The following is an 18211-nucleotide window of genomic DNA, read 5'->3' on the forward strand; positions in this document are numbered from 1 at the left end:
ATTCGCTATTCGCTCCCACACATAACGAGGACAACATGACTGTAAGATTTGGTCTTCTCGGCGCCGGCCGCATCGGCAAGGTTCACGCCAAGGCCGTGACCGGCAATCCCGATGCCGTGCTCGTCGCCGTCGCCGATGCGTTCCCCGCCGCGGCGGACGCCATCGCCAGGCAATATGGCTGCGAGGTCCGCACCATCGAGGCGATCGAAGCGGCGAAGGACATCGACGCCGTCGTGATCTGCACACCGACCGACACCCATGCCGACCTCATCGAGCGCTTCTCCCGCGGTGGAAAAGCCATTTTCTGCGAAAAGCCCATCGACCTCGACGTCGAGCGCGTGAAGGCCTGCATGAAGGTGGTCGACGAGACCAAGGGCAAGCTGATGGTCGGCTTCAACCGCCGCTTCGACCCGCACTTCATGGCCGTCAGGCAGGCGATCGACGACGGCCGCATCGGCGATGTCGAGATGCTGACGATCACGTCCCGCGACCCCGGCGCCCCGCCGGTCGACTATATCAAGCGCTCCGGCGGCATCTTCCGCGACATGACGATCCACGACTTCGACATGGCCCGCTTCCTGCTCGGCGAGGAGGTCGTCTCGGTCTCCGCTACCGCCGCCGTGCTGGTCGATCCGGAGATCGGCAAGGCCGGCGACTATGACAGCGTCTCCGTCATCCTGCAGACCAAGTCCGGCAAGCAGGCCGTCATCTCCAATTCGCGCCGCGCCACCTATGGCTACGACCAGCGCATCGAGGTGCACGGCTCGAAAGGCATGGTGTCTGCCGAGAACCAGCGCCCGGTCTCCATCGAGGTCGCCAACGGCGACGGCTACACCCGCCCGCCGCTGCACGACTTCTTCATGACCCGCTACACCGAAGCCTATGCCAACGAGATCGCGGCCTTCATCGCCGCCATCGAGAAGGGCGCGACCATCTCGCCGTCGGGCGCCGACGGCCTCGCAGCCCTTGCGCTTGCCGATGCGGCCGTGACGTCGGTCGAGGAAAAGCGCCAGATCTCCGTCGCCTGACGGAAACCGCCTCCCAAGCACCTGGCCGGGCGATTTTCTCGCCCGGTCTTTTTGTTTGGAACACCCACACCACCCTCCTCCGTCATCCTCGGGCTTGACCCGAGGATCCAGGCCACAAACTCAAGCTCTGCCGTGATGCGTAGATCCTCGGGTCGAGCCCGAGGATGACGAAGGAGGGTGGTGTGAGCGTCCAGGCATCAGGGCCATCCGATTACCCCCTCACTCTCCCACCGCCCTCGCAGCGATGACATCGTGGTCCATCTCTGCCAGCGCCCGGTCGAGATGGCCCTCCAGCACCAGCGTCGCTTCCTCCGGCACGACGGAGATCGGCGGCGCGCCGAAGAGGCGGACCTGCTGGGATTGCGCCAGGCCCTCCTCCAGGCCCCGCTGGATGAGGTCGAAATAGCGCGTGCCGGGGCCGGTGATGGCGATCGGCATGTTCTCGTAGAGGCTCACCACGCGCGAAAGCCCCTGCCCCAGCGCCAGCCCGGCCTGACGGAAGGCATATTCCGACATGCGGTGGCCCTGGCGGGCGCGCAGCGCGATCTTGTCCATCTCCACCAGCGGCACGAACTTCGCCGGGATCGTGTCCGGCGGCACCTCGAAGGCCGTGCGCAGGATGCCGTAGAAGCCGGCGGAGGCCTCGATGCAGCCCTGCGCGCCGCAGCGACACAGCTTGCCGTCCGAGGAGTTCAGCATGTGCCCGAAATTCGGCGCGGTGACCGAGAGTTCCCCCGACCGGTCGAACCGTGCGATGCCGAGACCGATGCTGTGGCCGAGCGACAGCGCGGCCACAGCCTGCAGGTCACGCACCCCCGCCTTCTCCATGCGCAGCGCCATGGCATGGGCGACGAGCAGCGTCTCGTTGCTGATGAGGATCTTCGCCCGCCAGGGCGGCTGGAGCAGCGCGGCGAAATCCACCTGCTGCGTGCCGAAAACCGGCGACCAGACGAGCCGTGCCGTCAGGGGATCGACAAGGCCCTTGCTGCTGATCGACACGACCAGCACCTGCCCGCGGTCGATCCGGGACCGGTCCGCCAGCCTGTCGAGCGCGGCGACGAAGGCTTCCGTGAAGGGCCGCGTCGCGGTATCGGCATGGTTGCGCGGCTCCTCGAAGCGATCGAGCAGCGTGCCGCCGTAATCGGCGAGCGAATATTGCACCATGTCGGAGGAGATGCGCACGGTGGCGAGATAGCCGGCATCGCGCCGCTGGCCGAAGATGACGCGCGGCCGCCCGCGCGAGGCCGACGCCTGCTGTTCGCGCCGCTCGAGCACCTCGGCCTTCTCCAGTTCCGCCGTGATCACCGAGACGGTCGCCGAGGCGAGTCCCGTGTGATGGGAGATGTCGGTATGGGCGAGCGGCCCGTGCCGGCGTAGCGAGGCGAGCACCAGCGCGCTGTTCTGCTGACGCACAAGCTCCGTGCTCGACTTGGTCAGCATCGTCGGTTTCCGCTCGCTTTCACAGGATGCAACACATGCCCCTCCCAAAGCATCTGTCACGCCGTCGTTCAAGGCCTTTCAAGCCGTGTTGACAGCCTTCGAAACTTCTGACATTTATTTTCTCGACTGTCGAGAAAAAAGTCCCGGCACCGTCGGGAGGGGCATCGAGACAGTAGATCGTGGCCGGTCGTTGATTGGACGGGAGGTTCGTCCAGGCGGCCGGTGTTCACTTGGGAGGATATTATGAAGTTCGTTCTGAAGCTGATGGCAGGGGCTGCCGTCATCGTTTCCCTGCATTCCGTTGCGCACGCCAAGGACCTCGTGGTCGGCGTTTCCTGGTCGAACTTCCAGGAAGAGCGCTGGAAAACCGACGAAGCCGCCATCAAGGCAGCACTCGAAGCCTCCGGCGACAAGTACATTTCGGCTGACGCCCAGTCGTCCGCCGCCAAGCAGCTGACCGACGTCGAATCGCTGATCGCCCAGGGCGCCAACGCCATCATCGTCCTCGCCCAGGATTCGGAAGCCATCGGCCCGGCCATCGAAAAGGCCGCGGCGGAAGGCATCCCGGTCGTCGGCTACGACCGCCTGATCGAGAACCCGTCCGCCTTCTACATCACCTTCGACAACAAGGAAGTCGGCCGCATGCAGGCCCGCGAAGTGTTCAAGGTGAAGCCCGAAGGCAACTATGTGTTCATCAAGGGCTCCTCGTCCGACCCGAACGCTGACTTCCTCTTCGCAGGCCAGCAGGAAGTGCTGAAGGAAGCCGTCGACGCCGGCAAGATCAAGAATGTCGGCGAAGCCTATACCGACGGCTGGAAGCCGGAAAATGCCCAGAAGAACATGGAGCAGTTCCTGACGGCGAACGACAACAAGGTCGATGCGGTCGTCGCCTCGAACGACGGCACGGCCGGCGGCGCGATCGCCGCGCTCGCCGCACAGGGCCTTGCCGGCTCCGTCCCGGTCTCCGGCCAGGACGCCGACCACGCCGCGCTCAACCGCGTCGCGCTCGGCACGCAGACCGTCTCGGTCTGGAAGGACTCGCGCGACCTCGGCAAGCGCGCCGCGGAAATCGCGGCTGAACTCGCCTCGGGCAAGACCATGGACGAGATCGAGGGCGTCACCACCTTCAACGGCGGCCCGAAGGGCGTCGAGATGAAGTCGGTCTTCCTCGCGCCGGTGCCGATCACCAAGGACAACCTGAACGTCGTCATCGAGGCCGGCTGGATCCCGAAGGAAACGGCCTGCCAGGGCGTCGCCGCCGGCTCGGTCGCGGCCTGCAACTGACGGGCAATGATCCGGTACTGACCTGACCATCACCAGGCGCCGCAACGGCTTCCGTTGCGGCGCTTGCGCAAGATGGGCAGCGGGCAGAGGATGAGGCGGCGAAAATCCTCGAAGCGGAATGAGGAGCGGTGGGAAACGGTTTTCCGTTCCATCCCGCTGGAACCTCAAACCACGCCCGAACGACACGTTCAACAAAAGTGGGGGGACGGCAAAGCCATGGCCGACATCACGAATACCACGCATGCCAATCGCGCGCGATCGGCGAGCGAGAATCCGGTGAAGCGCTTCTTCCGCGCCACCGAGATCGACACGCGCCTGCTCGGCATGGTCGGCGCCATGCTGATCATCTGGATCGGCTTCAACATCCTGTCGGGCGGCCTGTTCCTGACGCCGCGCAACCTGTGGAACCTCTCGGTCCAGACCGCCTCCGTCGCCGTGATGGCGACCGGCATGGTGCTCGTCATCGTCACGCGCAACATCGACCTCTCCGTCGGCTCGATCCTCGGCTTCGTCGGCATGATCATGGGCGTGCTGCAGGCCGAGCTGCTGCCGCAGCTTCTCGGCTTCAACCACCCCGCCACCTGGATGATCACCCTTCTCGCCGGCCTCCTGCTCGGCGCGGGCATCGGCGCCCTGCACGGCGCGATCATCGCCTTCCTCAGCGTGCCCTCCTTCATCGTCACGCTCGGCGGCCTGCTCGTCTGGCGCGGCGCCACCTGGTTCGTGACGAGCGGGCGCACGGTCGCCCCGATGGACGCGACCTTCCGCCTGATGGGCGGCGGCACGGAAGGCTCGATCGGCGCCACCGCCAGCTGGATCGTCGGCGTCATCGCCTGCATCGCCATCGTCGCGACGATCGCCAACTCCCGCAAGCAGCGCAAGCGCTTCGGCTTTCCGCTGCGCCCCATGTGGGCCGAATATTTCCTGACCACCGTCGGCTGCGCCCTCGTGCTCGGCGCCATCGCGGTCGTCAACAGCTATCCCTGGCCCGTCGCCATCGCCCGCAGATACGCCGACGCCAACGGCATCGCCTGGCCGGAAGGCGGCCTTTTCATCCCGCACGGCATCGCCATTCCCGTGCTGATCGCCATCGTGGTCGGCATCGTCATGACCTTCATCTCGACGCGCCTGCGCTTCGGCCGCTATGTCTTCGCGCTCGGCGGCAACCCGGAGGCGGCGGAACTCGCCGGCATCAAGACCCGCTGGGTGACGGTCAAGATCTTCGCGCTGATGGGCATGCTCTGCGCCATCGCCGCGGCGATCTCCACCGCCCGCCTCAACGCCGCGACCAACGCGCAGGGCGAACTCGACGAACTTTACACCATCGCCGCGGCCGTCATCGGCGGCACCTCGCTTGCCGGCGGCATGGGCACAATCGCAGGCGCCATGCTCGGCGCCCTCGTCATGCAATCGCTGCAATCGGGCATGGTGCTGGTCGGCATCGACACCCCGTTCCAGCGCATCGTGGTCGGCATGGTCCTTGTCGTCGCCGTCTGGCTCGACACGGTCTACCGCGCCCGCGCCAAGTAAGAGGAGCCCATAAAATGACGGACACCCGTACGCCCCTCGTGGAGATGAAGAACATCTCCATCTCCTTCGGCGGCATCCACGCCGTCGACAATGCCTCGGTCGATCTGTATCCAGGCGAGGTCGTCGCCCTGCTCGGCCACAACGGCGCCGGCAAGTCGACGCTGATCAAAATCCTCTCCGGCGCCTACAAGCGCGATGGCGGCGAGATCCTGATCAACGGCGAGCCCGCCGACATCAACAATCCGCGCGACGCCAAGAAATACGGCATCGAGACGATCTACCAGACGCTCGCCGTCGCCGACAATGTCGACGCCGCCGCCAACCTCTATCTCGGCCGCGAGCTCAGGACCCCCTGGGGCACCCTCGACGACGTGGCGATGGAGGCGAAGACCCGCGAGGTGATGGGCCGCCTGAACCCCAATTTCCAGCGCTTCAAGGAGCCGGTGAAGGCGCTTTCCGGCGGCCAGCGCCAGTCGGTGGCCATCGCAAGGGCGATCCTCTTCAACGCCCGCATCCTGATCATGGACGAGCCCACCGCCGCCCTCGGCCCCCAGGAGACGGCGCAGGTCGGCGAACTGATCAAGCAGTTGAAGAAGGAAGGCATCGGCATCTTCCTGATCAGCCACGACATCCACGACGTCTTCGACCTCGCCGACCGCGTCTCGGTGATGAAGAACGGCCAGGTCGTCGGCCACGCCCGCACCGAGGACGTGACGAAGGACGAGGTGCTGGGCATGATCATCCTCGGCAAGGTCCCGGAAAAAGCCATCCCCGGCCCCGGCGCCATGCAGACCGCCTGACGAGGACGACCGAAAGCCGCCGGCCCCCCGGCGGCTTCCTATCCCAGGCGGCCCAAAGCGCACAGCCCGCCAGAACAGATTGCCCTTTCTGCATTTTCCCGATTGAAGCCCGCCCCCAGCTAGGCTAAGAACCCTCTCATCGGACAGGCGAGTCATCGCCTAGGCAAGCACCCGTAGCTCAGCTGGATAGAGTGTTGGATTCCGATTCCAAAGGTCACAGGTTCGAATCCTGTCGGGTGCGCCAATCTTTTCAATGACTTGTAGAAGTCGCAAGCTGAGCGCTCAACGCTCACTCACCAAATACTCACCATCAGCGCGATCAGAAGTAAGCCATGTCGTCGGACCAGTCTTCCCGATCGTATGTGGTCGCGCCCTCCCCAGCGGCGGCGCGGGCAACAGCCATTGCACACGCGACGGCACCGTCGATACGATCTTTCGACTTTCCCTTGTGGAATGCCCGGTTGCCGGCCTTGTCGGTCTCGACGGCGATATTGTCGAAATGCCAGCGCAAGATCGGATGCCCGCCATGCCTGAAGCGGCGACCGACAATTGCGCGTTCCAGTTCCTTGATAGCTGGTGCCATCGTCACCCAGCCTTGCCGCATCTCGACAGCCGGCAGGCCGTCTTCCAGCAGGTTGTTCAACGTATTGCGCGCCAGATGCGGATCGAACGCGATCTCGCGCACATTGAAACGGGCGCATAGTTCCCTGATCTGGTCTTCCACCAGACGGAAATCCACCACGTTGCCAGGTGTCGGCAGGATCAGCCCTTGTTCCGCCCATGCCGGATAGGGAACACCATCGCGATCGGCGCGGCGCCGCAGATTGTCTTCAGGGCAGAAGAACCAGGGATGGACCGCATAGCCATCTTCGGCATTGCCCCAGGCAGCAACGACGGCCGTCAGGTCCGAGTTGCTCGACAGGTCCACACCAAGCCAGCACGGCGTCTGTTCGGCTTCAAAGTCATCAAGCGGCACCTCACCGCGCCCTTCGTCGTAAACCGACATTTCCACGAACGGCGATGCCGAGTGATCCAGCCACCGATTGAGATTGTATTGCAGGAAGCTGTCACGATCGGATGGGCTGTTGATCGCCTTGCGTGCCTTGTCGCGGTAGCTTTCGAGATCGGGATAGCCGTGGCGCATACCGGGATTGGTGGCGAACCACGTTTCTTCCGCCTGCCAGTCGTCGCCCTCTTCGGCCATAAAAATCACCGGCAGGGTGGCCGGATCATCGATCTCGCCCTTCTGAACCTTGATCGCGTATTCCACCGTCTTCCACGCAAGGTTCTCCTGCCCGCGTCCGCTGGTCGTGGCGACGATCAACAGCGTTCCCGGCACCTTCACCAGCGCCGAATCAAGTGCCTCCCATTGGCGCTGTCCGGCTCGCCCCTCCCAGGCGTGCAGTTCGTCGGCAATGACGACGTTCGGCGTCTTGCCGTGCTGAACCTTGCCATCAGATGCGACAGCGATGTAGCGGGATCGCTCTTTGCGGAAGCTGATCGAGGATGTGTATTCCCGCACTGCAAGGTGTTTTTCCAGCCGCTTGTCGTGCTGGACGATCATTGCGGCTTCGTTGAACAGCTCCATCGCCTGTTCGTGCGCCGATGCCGCCGAGACGGTCAGGCCGCCGGGAAGCCGCTCCGGTCCCATCAGGTGTAGCAGGGTAATTGCGGCGCAAAGGCTTGTCTTACGATTTCCGCGTGGCAAGAGCAGCACCAGGCGGCGCACGATCCTCGATCCGTCTTCGTGGCGCGGCCCATACAGCTTGCGAATGATCCTTTCCTGCCAGGGATCAAGCTGGAACGGCCGGCCCGGTGCCGGGTTCTTCGGATGCTTCAGCCGGCGCAGCCATTGAACGGCACGCTCGCCATAGCCGAAGGGATCGGGGATCTCGGAGCCGTCATCAATCCAAGAGGGAATCAGCATCGTCATCATCCCTGATGGCCGGCCGCGACCGCGACACTGGCGTTAAACCAAGTTCGGCAGCGAGCAATCGAGCGCGCGTCATGGCATCCGACTGGATCGCGACGGCCGGGTGACGCTTGATTGCCCCGCCCTCAGTCTCATAGGTATAGCCGGCAGACTGAAGCGTTCGCTCCATCTCGCGCACCGTGCCGATCGCCACGCAGTAGTTTTCGAAGCTGGCGAGGTCCGCAACGGTCAGGATTTTCCGTTCGACCAGGATCGGCATGACGCGCTTCCATTCGGCCTTAGCCTCTTTCGAAAGCCAAGCAGGTGCCGCCGGAGCCGTCCGCACGGCGTCATTGTCGATGACCAGATGAGGTTTCGTGCCTCGCATAATCAACCTACCGCATGAAGCTCGACGCCAGCCTGCCGGCCAAGCTCGCGCACTTCCTTAATGTTGTATTCGATGCCGTCATATTGAATGCGATCGATCACCCAGACTTCCATCCAGCGAATGGTGAAGATCACTCGCCGTTCGGCCTGTATGGCTGCTTGAGCAAAAAACTCGCGACCGCCTTCCTGCCGAACCTTGGCCCACACCGTCGCCAGATCAGCCCATTCCGTGATCTGGTTGCCCATACCGTCGTCACCGACCACGGAATAGCGTTGGATGGTAATCCGGCGATCGATTGCCCCGGCGCGCATCACCAGCTCCAATTTCGATATTCGCGGATGATATCGCGCACATTCAGCGGCAATTCCTGCGCATTGACTCCAACGATCACCGCTTCCCGATTTTCGAACCAATGACCGACAAGCTGGCACACGGCCTCGACAAGGGCGGGCGGAATTTCCTCTTGGCCGGCACCGCCGAACTCATCCTCAATCTTGAAGCCCAGGTGTCGCTCGATGAGGTCTTGCGCAGCGGCAATCTTGCGCCCGATCGTGGCGTCATCGTCGTCAAAATCGACACGAAGCTGTTCCTTCAGGATGGTCAAATCGGCAATCATCGGAAGTCCTCATCCGTCGCGTCAGTAAAAAACCCTGTTTCGGGCAAATCTCGCGTTGTCCTACCCACGCCGGTCCTGGTGGATCGACCAAAGTTCTGAGCCACCCCCCGGCCTTTCTTCTCGGCGCTCTGGATCGGTCCATCGTGGCAAGGCTGGCAGCATGGCATCCAGTTCGATCGATCCCAGAAGAGACGCTGATCGCCACGGTGCGCGACGACATGATGCACAAGGGTCGCAGGCTTGCCGCATCGCCGGCATTGTGGGTTCACGGTCAAGAATGCTCGGCTCTCCCGATACCATTCGGCCGTATAGCCACGCGCTCTTGCGCTCGGTCGATTGGCGTCGTGACGCGTCTTGCGTTCCTTGGCTCGTCTCTGTTCGCATGGGCAGGCCGCACCAGATGCAATCCGATGACCGCAACCACAGATGCGAGGGGCTTTCATAGGCATGATTGTTTCCTTGAGTTGAGGGAGAGACGCCGAAGCATCCCTCCCTTGGCGTGCCGAGCGCGGCTGCCGATGAACCCTTGGCCGGAAAGGAGACGGCTGGTGTTCGCGACCTATGCCACCTTGAACCTCGCACTCGCCGGCATTGCCGACTGGGGGCTGGCAGGTGACTTTCCGTTGTTCGATGGACCGCAGCACCGTCAATGAACGCCCCGCTGATTACGTGACCGGTGCCTGAGACGGATTGCCCTTGACCAGCGTTGCCGCGATCGGCGTGCCGGTGCCGTGCGTGCCGCTAAAATCCGCCAACAGCTTCAGGTAACGACGATTGCCGACATAGCCCACCTTGGTAACGCTCGGATCGGCATGCGCCGCCTTGAGGGCGAGGACGATGCCGCCGGTCGTGCCAGCCACGCCTTGAACGTCGTCGTCAGTGACGGGATCGAAGGTCGTGCCGTCCTCGCTATGCGTCAGAACGAACTCGATCTTGTTCGTGCCGGTGAATGTGATGCCACCCACACCGACATGGATCGAAAGCATGGCGCTGCCGAAGCCGAGAAGATCGAGCGCGGGCGGCGTGTTGTCGGCGGTATAGACCGCCGGAGCGATGGCCGTGACAAGGCCGATGTTGGAAACGATATCTCGCATGGTCTTGCCTCCTTTAGGACGTTGCCATCTTGAGCTTGCGGATTGCGTTCGGCTGGACGACACCACCGCCGACCCAGCGCGTGCCGTGAATGCGGGTGATTGCCCGCGTGGCCTGCGTGTAGGGATCGGTGAGGGTGCCGAGTTGCATGCGATCGATGATGCGATAGCCGGTGCCGAGATCGCCGAATGCGATCGGGAAGGCATTCGCCTCGATGTCGGGCATGTCCACCGCTTCAGCCACCGGACGGCCAAGGATGGTTTCCGGCTGGCCTGCCTGGAAGGACGGCTGCCACAGGAAATTGCCCTGTCCATCCTTGAGCTTGCGGATCGCAGCGAGCGACGTGCCGTTGAGCACCCAGACACCGCGATTACGGTAAACCGCCGGCAGGGCATACATCAGCGAGATCAGGGCATCGGCGCTGATGTTCGTCGCGTGGCCGTTGAGCACCTGCTGGATGGCCGTGCTCGACAGGATGCCTTCCGGTTCCTTGAAGCCATCGCCGGCAACGAATGCCCGCCCTTCCTTCATAGCGAAGTCTTCGGCGAACGCCAGGCGGACTTCCGTTTCTGCCGCCCCTTCGCTGCCCATCAGCAGGGAGTTGGAGATATCGACATAGGTCGTCAGCCGCTTCGCCACGATCTCGGTCTGGCCGAACGTGACCGTGCTTTGCTCGGCTTCCTCGATCTCGCCTTCCCACTTGGCATTGGTGATGCCGGTGCGCTTCGGATACTTGACCGAAGGCGCTGCGGAGGACCGCACGCTGGCATGCTGCCGGATCGGGCTGATTTCGGTCAGGTCGCGAATGAACTCGCTGGATACCTCGGCTGGTGCGAGATAGCCGGCCTGCTGATCGTTGGCGACGGTCAGAGCCTTCAGCGTCACGTCATCGGCCTGCTGGCCCTTGCGCAGGTACGTAACCCATGCCTTGAGTTCTTCCGCACTGTCAGCCTTGCCGTCGTCGGCACTGGGACGGTTCGCCTTCGTCTCAAGCGCCTTGATCCGATCGCCGAGCTTTTCGCTTTCGGCCGTCTTGGTCTCGATCGCCTTCAGACGATCATCGATCGCCTTCTGCATGTCGTCGAGCGCCTTGGTGACGATGCCGGCCGGATCGTCCTCTTCGCCCTTCAGGATGATGGCAGCGCTCGCCGCCAGGTTCTTATCGTGTCGCATGATTACCTCGCTGCGAAATGGGCTGCCGCCCGGTTGATGGCTTCCGCGATGCGGATCGCCTCGACTGCCGACTTCGCGCTGGTGACGCGCGCGCCGGGATGCATGGGAATGGTCACAAGGGACGCTTCCAGAAGTTCAAGGGATTTGATGGTGCGGCCACCACCGGAACGGGCCTTGGCCTGCTTGGTGATAAAACCGATCGATAAGCCCCGCACGGCACCGGACTGAACAAGGGCGCGGACTTCGCGAGCGCGCGCCACGTCATCGACCAGCAGCTTGCCGGAGATATGCAGGCCGTCAGCCTTTTCGGTCGCGATATCCCAGGTGCCGACGGGATCGTTCATGTCGTGACCGAACAGCATCGGGATCGGCAGCTTTGCGCTTTTGAACGCACCCGGCTCGATCCAGTCGCCGATGCGATCGGCAACGCCAAACTTCCATGCCAGGCCAGAGATAGCGCCGGCATCGTCCGCAAGGATTTTCGTCTCGACATACAGCCTATCCATTATCGGTCTCCTTGACCGGATCGGATGGCTTGTCGCCGGTCGTGATATGTGGATTGGAAAATGCCTCCCCGCCGATGTACGGCGCGAGACCGAGCCATTCCCGCCCCTCGTTCGGATTGATGACCTTCGCGGAGATCAGCGAGGAAATAGCCGTCGCGCGTGCGGTCAGGTCGGCGCGGGTCAGGTCGTCGCGATCGAATACGATACGGTAGCGGGGACGGTCTTCGGCAGAGAACAACGCACGACGCATCGCGCCTTCCAGCACCTTCAGCCACGGTTCCAGCGAATAAGACAAGAATTCCTTGCCCTGCTGTTCGCCATTGCTCCAGGTCGCGCGGCTCAAGTCGTAGAGCATCGGCGGCGGGATGCGAAATGCGCGGGCGATTTCAAGGATCTGGAAGCCGCGTAGTTCAAGAAACTGCGCATCAACGCTGGTCAGCGTGATCGGCCTGAAGCTCGCTCCATCCCAAAGAATGGCGGTTCGACCGCTGTTCTCCGGCCCTTCGTGGGCGTTCTTCCAGCCGGCCTTCATTTTCTTCAGTCCCTCATCACCAAGGGACTTCGGAAACTCGATAACGCCGGACGGGCGCGCACCATTGCGGAAGAGATTGCCAGCATGGGTTTCCATGATCTTCGCCGTGTTGATGGCGTCGGCCGCGAGCGCGAGCGGCGACCGGCCGAACGGCGAGCGAAGATGAATGATGTCGCTGGCGGGGATCGGACGATTGGCGATCCGGTAGCTCGGTTCCTGCCGGCCATCGGCAGAGAAGTCCACCGTCACATAGCTCGGTTCGTAGCGGATGATTTCCCGCACCTCGTCACCGACACGATTCACGAAAGCGACACCGCCACGATCCTGGGTAAGAGCCGTGGCGACAAGATCGCGGATCAATTCGAAAGTGCTGGTCCATTCGTTCGGCTGGTCGGCCAAGAGGCGGGAAACCTGATGCGAGGTATCCTTCTCCTCGCTGCCATCATCGTTGATCCGCATCACCGCGATATCGAGGGAAGCCGCCGCCTCGCTGATAATCCTGATCGCCGACTGCACCGCCGGCACCGTCAAGGCGATAGACAGCGAAACACCGCCGACGACACCGCCCGTCAGTATGACCATCTCGTCATCTGTCGGGTTCGTCAGCGACTTTGCTTCGATCGAGGATTTCTTGAACCAGTTGAACATGTGTGCCGTGCTTTGTTTTCGGACACATGATGCGGCAAGTTACGCGCGCGGGGAACGACAGCTAAGAAGTTAAGTTTGCTGGTGTTTTCGGGTGTTTTCCCGAATTTTCGCGCGATCAGAATGGCGGCTTGCCAGCCTCGACAACAGTCGCTCGGCCGGTGCGATCGTAGCGAATCAGGCCAGCCTTACGAACCTCTTCCTCGACTTGTCCCGCCCGCGTCATCCCCCAACCAAGGAATGATCCGACCCCTCCATAACCGCATGGGCCGATGATGCGAAGGGCGTCGATATACAACTCGGCATCGGTCTTGGGCTGCGCATCTTGCGTGACTGATCCAGAAAAATTTTCATATTCGCCAGAAACAGGCACCCCCAAAACCCCCAATAATACTTCGGGGTCTTCGGAAATTTTCTCGATATGGCCGGAACAAGCACCCCCAAAACCCCCAATAATAGGTTCAGGGGATTTTTGGGGTTTTTGGGGGTGATCGCTTTCAGCGTTTTCGTGATTTTGCAGAGCTTGAAGCCATCGACCCATCTCACGCCTCCCGGAGTATCGGATTCCATCGGTAAGTCTCGGTCGGCCGACCTCGGTTTGACCCGGAAGACTTTTCGACCTCATGGCAATGATGGGTGGAAACAAGAAGCTCGATCGCCATTGTGGCAACTTCCCGATCCGACAGACCGGCCCAATCCTTTTTGTAAATATCGCGGGCGGTGAATTCTTCCGGCAACTGGTGGCGACGTTCGAGGATAAGCCGAGCGCCATCTTCGATCATGGTATTGCCCGACGAATACAGCCGGTTCGCATGGCTGCGAAGATAATCCGCCCAGGCAAGCGCGCGAAGCATGGCGTGTTCCCGAACCTCGAACCGTCCGCCGTCAACCAATTCGAAGATAAGCGCCAGGCTGGCGACAGTCTTCGGCATCTTCAGCAGGTGCGCTTCCAGAACCGGCGACAACTTACCGCCACGCGCTTCCGTCTGGATTTCCTCCATCCACTGGCGGAAGATATCCTGCGCATTGTCAGATAAGCGGAACACGGCTGGTTCGTCGGGCCTACCAAGTTCCAGTTCGTGCAGATCGCGAAAGACCTTCTCAAACGCCTCGCGGGCAGCACGATCAGGATGGCGGTCAACCCACTTCCAAGACGCTCGCGGATCGGGCCAGACGGCGAGCTGAAGGCGCTGAATAAGGCCATCGTTGCTGGTGCCTGTGATAGCACCGCGCACGATCGGCGCGATACGTGAAGGCTGGACGCCGCCTATGATGCTCAAGGTGCAGTTTTCTATATGGACGGTGCCACGGCCGATGCGGTCATAGGTGAAGCGACCGGAGCCGTTGAAACTTTCGAGATAGAAAGCCCGCTCCCCGGCATATTCCTCACTTTCCATTCTCGACAGGAAGCCGGGAAGTTCGTCACGGATCAACAGCAGCCCACGTGGGTTTTCGTTCAGCAGCTCGCCCAACTTTTCAACGGTCGCGTCGTTGACAACGATGCGCGGGCATGGCGGTTCGTCGTCATCGCCTTTTGTCACGTCTGCAAGGATGGCGCGGGCGGCATCGCGATCTCCGGCCTTCAATGCCTTCTCAGCCTTCTTTTTCGCTTCTTTGGCATCGAGGTTGGTCAGCACATCATCGATATCGGCCGCATCGAGATCGCTCTGCCATTCCTTCCGCATGTCATCCTGAATGGCATAGATCGGACCTAGAGCGGATTGCATGGCCGGTGACTTCATAGCGCTCGGCGGGCCGATGATAGCGCCCCAAAGGTTAGGCACCTCGATCCAATCGTCATTCTGTTTCGGCGCGACACGGATGCGGTTGCCGACGACAGCGGCAATGCCGGTCAACGCGGCTACGGCGACAAAATCGGGAACGGACTGCTGGCGGTCGGCTACGTCGAAGACATAGGCGCGCAGCACTTCCGGGAGCATTTCCGGCACGAACGGCTCTACGGCCGGCAAGCTGGTCTTGATCGGCACCGGCCGTTTCCATTCAGGCGCGGCCCGACGCGACCGTTCAAATTCTTCCAATGGAATTGCGGTCGGCGCGTTCATGCAGCCATCCTTTCTTTCGCCGGAATGACGGATACGGAAGGCATCCGGCGCGGCTTCATAAACTTTCGGTAGGTCGGGAGAAGCTGTTCTGCGACTGCGATGCGCGGCACGTCGCGAAGTTTGTCGAAGGCGAAACGCCAGTCGAGAACAACAATTCCATCTCGACCTGACCGCATCCAAGTTAGTGGATCGGGAAGAATGTTGAGATTGGCGCCAAAGGCATATGTCGCCGCATTGTCGATCGCAGCTTCGCCAAGTGCGAAAGCGCGATTGTTCCAGGTCGCCAGCTCGCCGGTTTCGGGCTGCCAGAAGATCAGATCTTCGGCTTCCTCAAAAACGAGGAACGATCTGCCGGCACCGCCTTCTTCGAAATAACCATTAACAGCCCGGCGACCTTTCGCTGAACGGATCGGCAGCATTTCGGCAAGGCGCAAAGCATCCACGCCCTGCCGGCTCAACCAGATGAGGGTATCCGCATCGATCCATTCGAAGCTGGGGGCGTCCATCATCTCCGACGCCTACTCGCTGGTGCTGGCTTTGGTGTCGCCGAGCTTTTCAAGCGCCCAGGCGTCAAGATCGTCACGGTGATAGAGCGCCGAGCGATTGAACTTCTGGAAGCGCGGCCCGCCGCCCACCGAACGATATTTGTCGAGCGTCCGCATCGCGACAGTCAGACCGTGGACGGTGCCGAGATAAGTGGAAGCCTCGTCCGAACGATAACGAACCTTGGCACGCAGAGCGGTCGGAAGGCAAAGCTCCGCCGTTCCCGCCGAAGCAGGTTGAATTCCGCTATTCATGCTCATTCTCCTATTAGTCTATGAAAGGCGATCGGCCTTCCATCTCGCATTCATTCCTCAGTGCCCGGCTTAGGGGCGCTGCCTTCATTCAAACACCTGGCTACGGCCAAGATGCTGGTGACCGTCAAAATGCGGATTTGCTCAAGGTCTCCATGTGGCCCATACTTCTTGCAAAGCTCATCCGACCAGGCATGGATTTTCTTCGTCCAATCGGGGTCATTTTTCGTATCGACCTGCGGCGAATCATCGATATAGATTTTCCGCTCGTGCGTTTCCGGTTCCTGCTCTACCTCTGGCTGGCTTAGGCTGATCCGAACTTGAGGGAGCGGCCCCCAAAACTGGAATTCGACCGCGCGGGGAAGAATTTGCTTGATTCCACTGCTGTAAGAAATCGTAAGCGCTTCCTGCAAATCACCCGAAATTGCTGCCTCGATCGCAGCCGTCAAAAAATCCGCAACCGAGTGCATCGGCGGCAAGGCAGCAATTTGAGGGATGCGGGAGTTTCCGTTAAACCAAGGCTTGGCGTCATTCCTCGATACGGTAAGGCTCATATAGTGCCGGCAGTTCCTAGCTGCATCTTTCACGAACGCTCCGGAAACCGGGGCAGCGGCCACAGCAATCAAAAGATTGGCTGCGTCACTCGCCTGCATTTTTGCGGCAAAAGGTCCCCGCCCTCCAACATGACGAAGACCAGCCTCCGACAGCACGCGGTCGATTTGCTCAATGGTCTTTAAGGGGACGCCGAGCACCTCTGAGATCGCTTTTGCCAACTGCTTGGAATTTGCCATTGTCTTACCGCCAAGTCTAATGCGTAAAAATCAGTAGACTCTATTTATCAGATTTTCCATGGCGCGCAACAGCTAATGTGTTTTACGCATTTGATGGCCGTCATGGGCGGTTTTGCTCAAAAATTTGAGGGTTGCCGGTTCGCATTAGAACGGTTGCAGCCAAGCGGACGACCATTGTCCCTATCGGAACGATTAGTGCGGCATCACCGGTCCAATCCTCCACGTTCCCATCTTCAAAAACCATGTTCTGTGTTCCCCCGTCAGCCTCTTTTCGAAAGCGGAGGATAGCTTCGATTCGATGGGGGGAGGATAAGACGTGTTCGTGGACCCACTCAGCATAGACGTATGGCAGGTGCGCCATTGTTGTCTCGTCGTGGTCACTGGCGAAGCCGTACCGAAGCAGCCGATCGGACAGAAGATTGTATATTAGGTGAAAGCCCGTGAATGTAAGCGTCGAACGCTGCAGGCCGTTGGGGTCGCGCAAAACCAACGCTTGGCCGCGCGCCAATCGTGTTTTCAAGGTATTTGGATTTATGTCTAGCAAGTTTGCCGCATCGGACGTACCGGCCATGCCGATATGCCAATGTTCTTTGAAATGCGCGAGCGCTCTGGAAACTAGATCATTCATAACAATACCCTTTAAGTTTCATTGAAGCCATAATTAGTTTCAATGAAACTTAAAGTCAAGGGCACTGTGCGGCTGGTCAGCGCCATTCGTCTTCGCCGCCGCCGTGGTCGGCCTCGTCACCGTTATGGTCAAGTTCGTCGCCGTTCGGTTCTGTATCCCCGCCGTCTTCAAGATCGGCATCACCGTCGAGAACATCGAGCAAAGCAATCATTTCCTCGATCCGGGCTTCCAACTGCAATCGGCGGAATGCGTAAACGCTTGAGCTGGTCATGACGGCCAACCCTCTTTTTCGAAGTGGTCTCTGTTAGGGTGCGTGAGGTGAAACAGCTCGCCGCGCAGCTTCTCAGCGGCTCGGCACTGATCGAGCGCATACCAGGCAATCCGTTGAACGACGCTAGCATAGTCCTCATCCATGCCCTCGGCCAACAAGGCCAGGCCGCGCAGCATGTCGTGGATTGTCGCGAGCGGAACTTCCATGTCGGCGACCTGGCGAAACGGACCCTTCTTATAGGGATCGATGGTCATACCCGGTCCCTTTCCCAATTCGCGAAAGCGGTCGTGCCGGTAACGTCGTCGGCCAGAAGCGGTGAACCATCATCGACCACGGCGTAGACTTTCCCAACCTTACGGCGGGAAGTGACGATGGCGAATGTGTATTCGTGATCGATCTGAACCCGCCAGCCGGCTTGATCAGGGTGCATTTCAGCCATTGCGTCCAACAGTGCATTGGAATGGTAGCGCACCTTCTCCGATGGCAGAGCCTTAGCGAGAAACTCGTCGATACTCGGCGTCTTCGGCTCGGTTGCGGCAGCCGCGACGACAGCGGCCGGCGGCACCGATATAGCGGCCATCAGTCCAAGTGCCTTGCGGCGGGTGAGAATAGGCATGCCTTCGGCGGCAGCCTGAACGACGTTGTTCGGCATCATGATTTTTCCTTCAACGAATATCGTCAATAATCGACGGATATCATTGGTTAGGGTTAACAGTCA

The 18211-nt window shown here is 61.0% G+C and carries 22 protein-coding genes and 1 tRNA gene; 5 read left to right on the top strand and 18 right to left on the bottom strand.

The window, feature by feature from the left end; translation table 11 throughout:
• Window positions 1–35: 35 nt before the first annotated feature.
• Window positions 36–1028, top strand: coding sequence for an inositol 2-dehydrogenase (iolG, locus tag AABF56_RS12550; RefSeq protein ID WP_272806161.1), 993 nt, complete (start codon window positions 36–38; stop codon window positions 1026–1028).
• A 219-nt stretch (window positions 1029–1247) separates the two neighbouring features.
• On the opposite strand, the gene AABF56_RS12555 is transcribed toward iolG, so the two are convergent.
• The gene (locus AABF56_RS12555; protein ID WP_272806162.1) at window positions 1248–2468 is read right to left on the bottom strand and encodes an ROK family transcriptional regulator; all 1221 of its coding nucleotides are present in this window, start codon (window positions 2466–2468) and stop codon (window positions 1248–1250) included.
• A gap of 243 nt (window positions 2469–2711) precedes the next feature.
• On the opposite strand from AABF56_RS12555, the gene xylF reads away from it, so the two are divergent.
• From xylF to AABF56_RS12575, 4 genes are all read left to right on the top strand, one after another.
• Window positions 2712–3752: a D-xylose ABC transporter substrate-binding protein gene (gene xylF / locus AABF56_RS12560; RefSeq protein ID WP_245082689.1), complete on the top strand. Its 1041-nt coding sequence runs from the start codon at window positions 2712–2714 to the stop codon at window positions 3750–3752.
• 216 nt (window positions 3753–3968) lie between these two features.
• The gene (locus AABF56_RS12565) at window positions 3969–5282 is read left to right on the top strand and encodes a sugar ABC transporter permease (RefSeq protein ID WP_245082688.1); all 1314 of its coding nucleotides are present in this window, start codon (window positions 3969–3971) and stop codon (window positions 5280–5282) included.
• A 14-nt stretch (window positions 5283–5296) separates the two neighbouring features.
• Entirely contained in the window at window positions 5297–6082 is a 786-nt protein-coding gene (locus AABF56_RS12570) for an ATP-binding cassette domain-containing protein (protein WP_245082686.1), read from the top strand.
• 167 nt (window positions 6083–6249) lie between these two features.
• Window positions 6250–6326: transfer RNA gene (locus AABF56_RS12575), tRNA-Arg, on the top strand.
• 75 nt (window positions 6327–6401) lie between these two features.
• Here the strand turns inward: AABF56_RS12575 and AABF56_RS12580 are convergent.
• From AABF56_RS12580 to AABF56_RS12660, 17 genes are all read right to left on the bottom strand, one after another.
• Window positions 6402–8018 (bottom strand): terminase large subunit, encoded by a 1617-nt coding sequence (locus AABF56_RS12580; RefSeq protein ID WP_443021104.1) that lies wholly within the window; start codon window positions 8016–8018, stop codon window positions 6402–6404.
• Window positions 7987–8274, bottom strand: coding sequence for a phage terminase small subunit P27 family (locus AABF56_RS12585; protein WP_336314387.1), 288 nt, complete (start codon window positions 8272–8274; stop codon window positions 7987–7989). The genes AABF56_RS12580 and AABF56_RS12585 overlap by 32 nt, the downstream gene beginning before the upstream one ends.
• 110 nt (window positions 8275–8384) lie before the next feature.
• A complete protein-coding gene (locus AABF56_RS12590; RefSeq protein ID WP_272806164.1) occupies window positions 8385–8693 on the bottom strand; it encodes a phage head closure protein in 309 nt (102 codons plus the stop codon).
• Window positions 8693–8998 carry a head-tail connector protein gene (locus AABF56_RS12595; RefSeq protein WP_272806165.1) on the bottom strand — a complete coding sequence of 102 codons (306 nt, stop codon included), beginning with the start codon at window positions 8996–8998 and terminating at the stop codon, window positions 8693–8695. Before AABF56_RS12595 ends, AABF56_RS12590 begins: the two co-directional genes overlap by 1 nt.
• A gap of 665 nt (window positions 8999–9663) precedes the next feature.
• A complete protein-coding gene (locus AABF56_RS12600; protein WP_272806166.1) occupies window positions 9664–10092 on the bottom strand; it encodes a hypothetical protein in 429 nt (142 codons plus the stop codon).
• A gap of 13 nt (window positions 10093–10105) precedes the next feature.
• Entirely contained in the window at window positions 10106–11263 is a 1158-nt protein-coding gene (locus AABF56_RS12605) for a phage major capsid protein (RefSeq protein ID WP_272806167.1), read from the bottom strand.
• A gap of 2 nt (window positions 11264–11265) precedes the next feature.
• On the bottom strand, window positions 11266–11769 hold the full coding sequence (locus tag AABF56_RS12610; protein ID WP_272806168.1) for an HK97 family phage prohead protease: 504 nt from the start codon (window positions 11767–11769) through the stop codon (window positions 11266–11268).
• Window positions 11762–12949: a phage portal protein gene (locus AABF56_RS12615; protein WP_272806169.1), complete on the bottom strand. Its 1188-nt coding sequence runs from the start codon at window positions 12947–12949 to the stop codon at window positions 11762–11764. The genes AABF56_RS12610 and AABF56_RS12615 overlap by 8 nt, the downstream gene beginning before the upstream one ends.
• 115 nt (window positions 12950–13064) lie before the next feature.
• Complete coding sequence (locus AABF56_RS12620; protein WP_272806170.1) at window positions 13065–13487, bottom strand: hypothetical protein; 423 nt, start codon at window positions 13485–13487, stop codon at window positions 13065–13067.
• Between the two features lies 1 nt (window position 13488).
• Window positions 13489–15009, bottom strand: a complete 1521-nt coding sequence (locus tag AABF56_RS12625; RefSeq protein WP_336314388.1) for a YfjI family protein — start codon at window positions 15007–15009, stop codon at window positions 13489–13491.
• Window positions 15006–15518 (bottom strand): hypothetical protein, encoded by a 513-nt coding sequence (locus AABF56_RS12630; protein ID WP_272806171.1) that lies wholly within the window; start codon window positions 15516–15518, stop codon window positions 15006–15008. Before AABF56_RS12630 ends, AABF56_RS12625 begins: the two co-directional genes overlap by 4 nt.
• A 9-nt stretch (window positions 15519–15527) precedes the next feature.
• A complete protein-coding gene (locus AABF56_RS12635) occupies window positions 15528–15806 on the bottom strand; it encodes a hypothetical protein (RefSeq protein ID WP_272806172.1) in 279 nt (92 codons plus the stop codon).
• Window positions 15807–15856: 50 nt separating this feature from the next.
• On the bottom strand, window positions 15857–16594 hold the full coding sequence (locus AABF56_RS12640) for a hypothetical protein (RefSeq protein ID WP_272806173.1): 738 nt from the start codon (window positions 16592–16594) through the stop codon (window positions 15857–15859).
• Between the two features lie 100 nt (window positions 16595–16694).
• A complete protein-coding gene (locus tag AABF56_RS12645; protein WP_272806174.1) occupies window positions 16695–17222 on the bottom strand; it encodes a hypothetical protein in 528 nt (175 codons plus the stop codon).
• A gap of 76 nt (window positions 17223–17298) precedes the next feature.
• Entirely contained in the window at window positions 17299–17493 is a 195-nt protein-coding gene (locus AABF56_RS12650) for a hypothetical protein (protein ID WP_272806175.1), read from the bottom strand.
• Window positions 17490–17747, bottom strand: coding sequence for a hypothetical protein (locus AABF56_RS12655; protein WP_272806176.1), 258 nt, complete (start codon window positions 17745–17747; stop codon window positions 17490–17492). Before AABF56_RS12655 ends, AABF56_RS12650 begins: the two co-directional genes overlap by 4 nt.
• Window positions 17744–18148 (bottom strand): hypothetical protein, encoded by a 405-nt coding sequence (locus tag AABF56_RS12660; protein ID WP_272806177.1) that lies wholly within the window; start codon window positions 18146–18148, stop codon window positions 17744–17746. Before AABF56_RS12660 ends, AABF56_RS12655 begins: the two co-directional genes overlap by 4 nt.
• Window positions 18149–18211 lie beyond the last annotated feature (63 nt).

It is taken from the genome of Shinella sp. WSC3-e (assembly GCF_945994535.1).
In the GTDB taxonomy this organism is placed as follows: Bacteria; Pseudomonadota; Alphaproteobacteria; order Rhizobiales; family Rhizobiaceae; genus Shinella; species Shinella yambaruensis.

Bases quoted from the DNA above. Each gene is read 5' to 3' on its own strand.
- AABF56_RS12635 (WP_272806172.1), bottom strand. From the start codon at position 15,806: ATGAATAGCGGAATTCAACCTGCTTCGGCGGGAACGGCGGAGCTTTGC.
- AABF56_RS12600 (WP_272806166.1), bottom strand. From the start codon at position 10,092: ATGCGAGATATCGTTTCCAACATCGGCCTTGTCACGGCCATCGCTCCG.
- AABF56_RS12570 (WP_245082686.1), top strand. From the start codon at position 5,297: ATGACGGACACCCGTACGCCCCTCGTGGAGATGAAGAACATCTCCATC.
- AABF56_RS12625 (WP_336314388.1), bottom strand. From the start codon at position 15,009: ATGAACGCGCCGACCGCAATTCCATTGGAAGAATTTGAACGGTCGCGT.
- AABF56_RS12595 (WP_272806165.1), bottom strand. From the start codon at position 8,998: ATGATTGCCGATTTGACCATCCTGAAGGAACAGCTTCGTGTCGATTTT.
- AABF56_RS12630 (WP_272806171.1), bottom strand. From the start codon at position 15,518: ATGATGGACGCCCCCAGCTTCGAATGGATCGATGCGGATACCCTCATC.
- AABF56_RS12555 (WP_272806162.1), bottom strand. From the start codon at position 2,468: ATGCTGACCAAGTCGAGCACGGAGCTTGTGCGTCAGCAGAACAGCGCG.
- AABF56_RS12660 (WP_272806177.1), bottom strand. From the start codon at position 18,148: ATGATGCCGAACAACGTCGTTCAGGCTGCCGCCGAAGGCATGCCTATT.
- AABF56_RS12580 (WP_443021104.1), bottom strand. From the start codon at position 8,018: ATGATGACGATGCTGATTCCCTCTTGGATTGATGACGGCTCCGAGATC.
- AABF56_RS12620 (WP_272806170.1), bottom strand. From the start codon at position 13,487: ATGGGTCGATGGCTTCAAGCTCTGCAAAATCACGAAAACGCTGAAAGC.
- AABF56_RS12565 (WP_245082688.1), top strand. From the start codon at position 3,969: ATGGCCGACATCACGAATACCACGCATGCCAATCGCGCGCGATCGGCG.
- AABF56_RS12640 (WP_272806173.1), bottom strand. From the start codon at position 16,594: ATGGCAAATTCCAAGCAGTTGGCAAAAGCGATCTCAGAGGTGCTCGGC.
- AABF56_RS12650 (WP_272806175.1), bottom strand. From the start codon at position 17,493: ATGACCAGCTCAAGCGTTTACGCATTCCGCCGATTGCAGTTGGAAGCC.
- AABF56_RS12590 (WP_272806164.1), bottom strand. From the start codon at position 8,693: ATGCGCGCCGGGGCAATCGATCGCCGGATTACCATCCAACGCTATTCC.
- xylF (WP_245082689.1), top strand. From the start codon at position 2,712: ATGAAGTTCGTTCTGAAGCTGATGGCAGGGGCTGCCGTCATCGTTTCC.
- AABF56_RS12610 (WP_272806168.1), bottom strand. From the start codon at position 11,769: ATGGATAGGCTGTATGTCGAGACGAAAATCCTTGCGGACGATGCCGGC.
- AABF56_RS12615 (WP_272806169.1), bottom strand. From the start codon at position 12,949: ATGTTCAACTGGTTCAAGAAATCCTCGATCGAAGCAAAGTCGCTGACG.
- AABF56_RS12655 (WP_272806176.1), bottom strand. From the start codon at position 17,747: ATGACCATCGATCCCTATAAGAAGGGTCCGTTTCGCCAGGTCGCCGAC.
- AABF56_RS12585 (WP_336314387.1), bottom strand. From the start codon at position 8,274: ATGCCGATCCTGGTCGAACGGAAAATCCTGACCGTTGCGGACCTCGCC.
- iolG (WP_272806161.1), top strand. From the start codon at position 36: ATGACTGTAAGATTTGGTCTTCTCGGCGCCGGCCGCATCGGCAAGGTT.
- AABF56_RS12645 (WP_272806174.1), bottom strand. From the start codon at position 17,222: ATGAATGATCTAGTTTCCAGAGCGCTCGCGCATTTCAAAGAACATTGG.
- AABF56_RS12605 (WP_272806167.1), bottom strand. From the start codon at position 11,263: ATGCGACACGATAAGAACCTGGCGGCGAGCGCTGCCATCATCCTGAAG.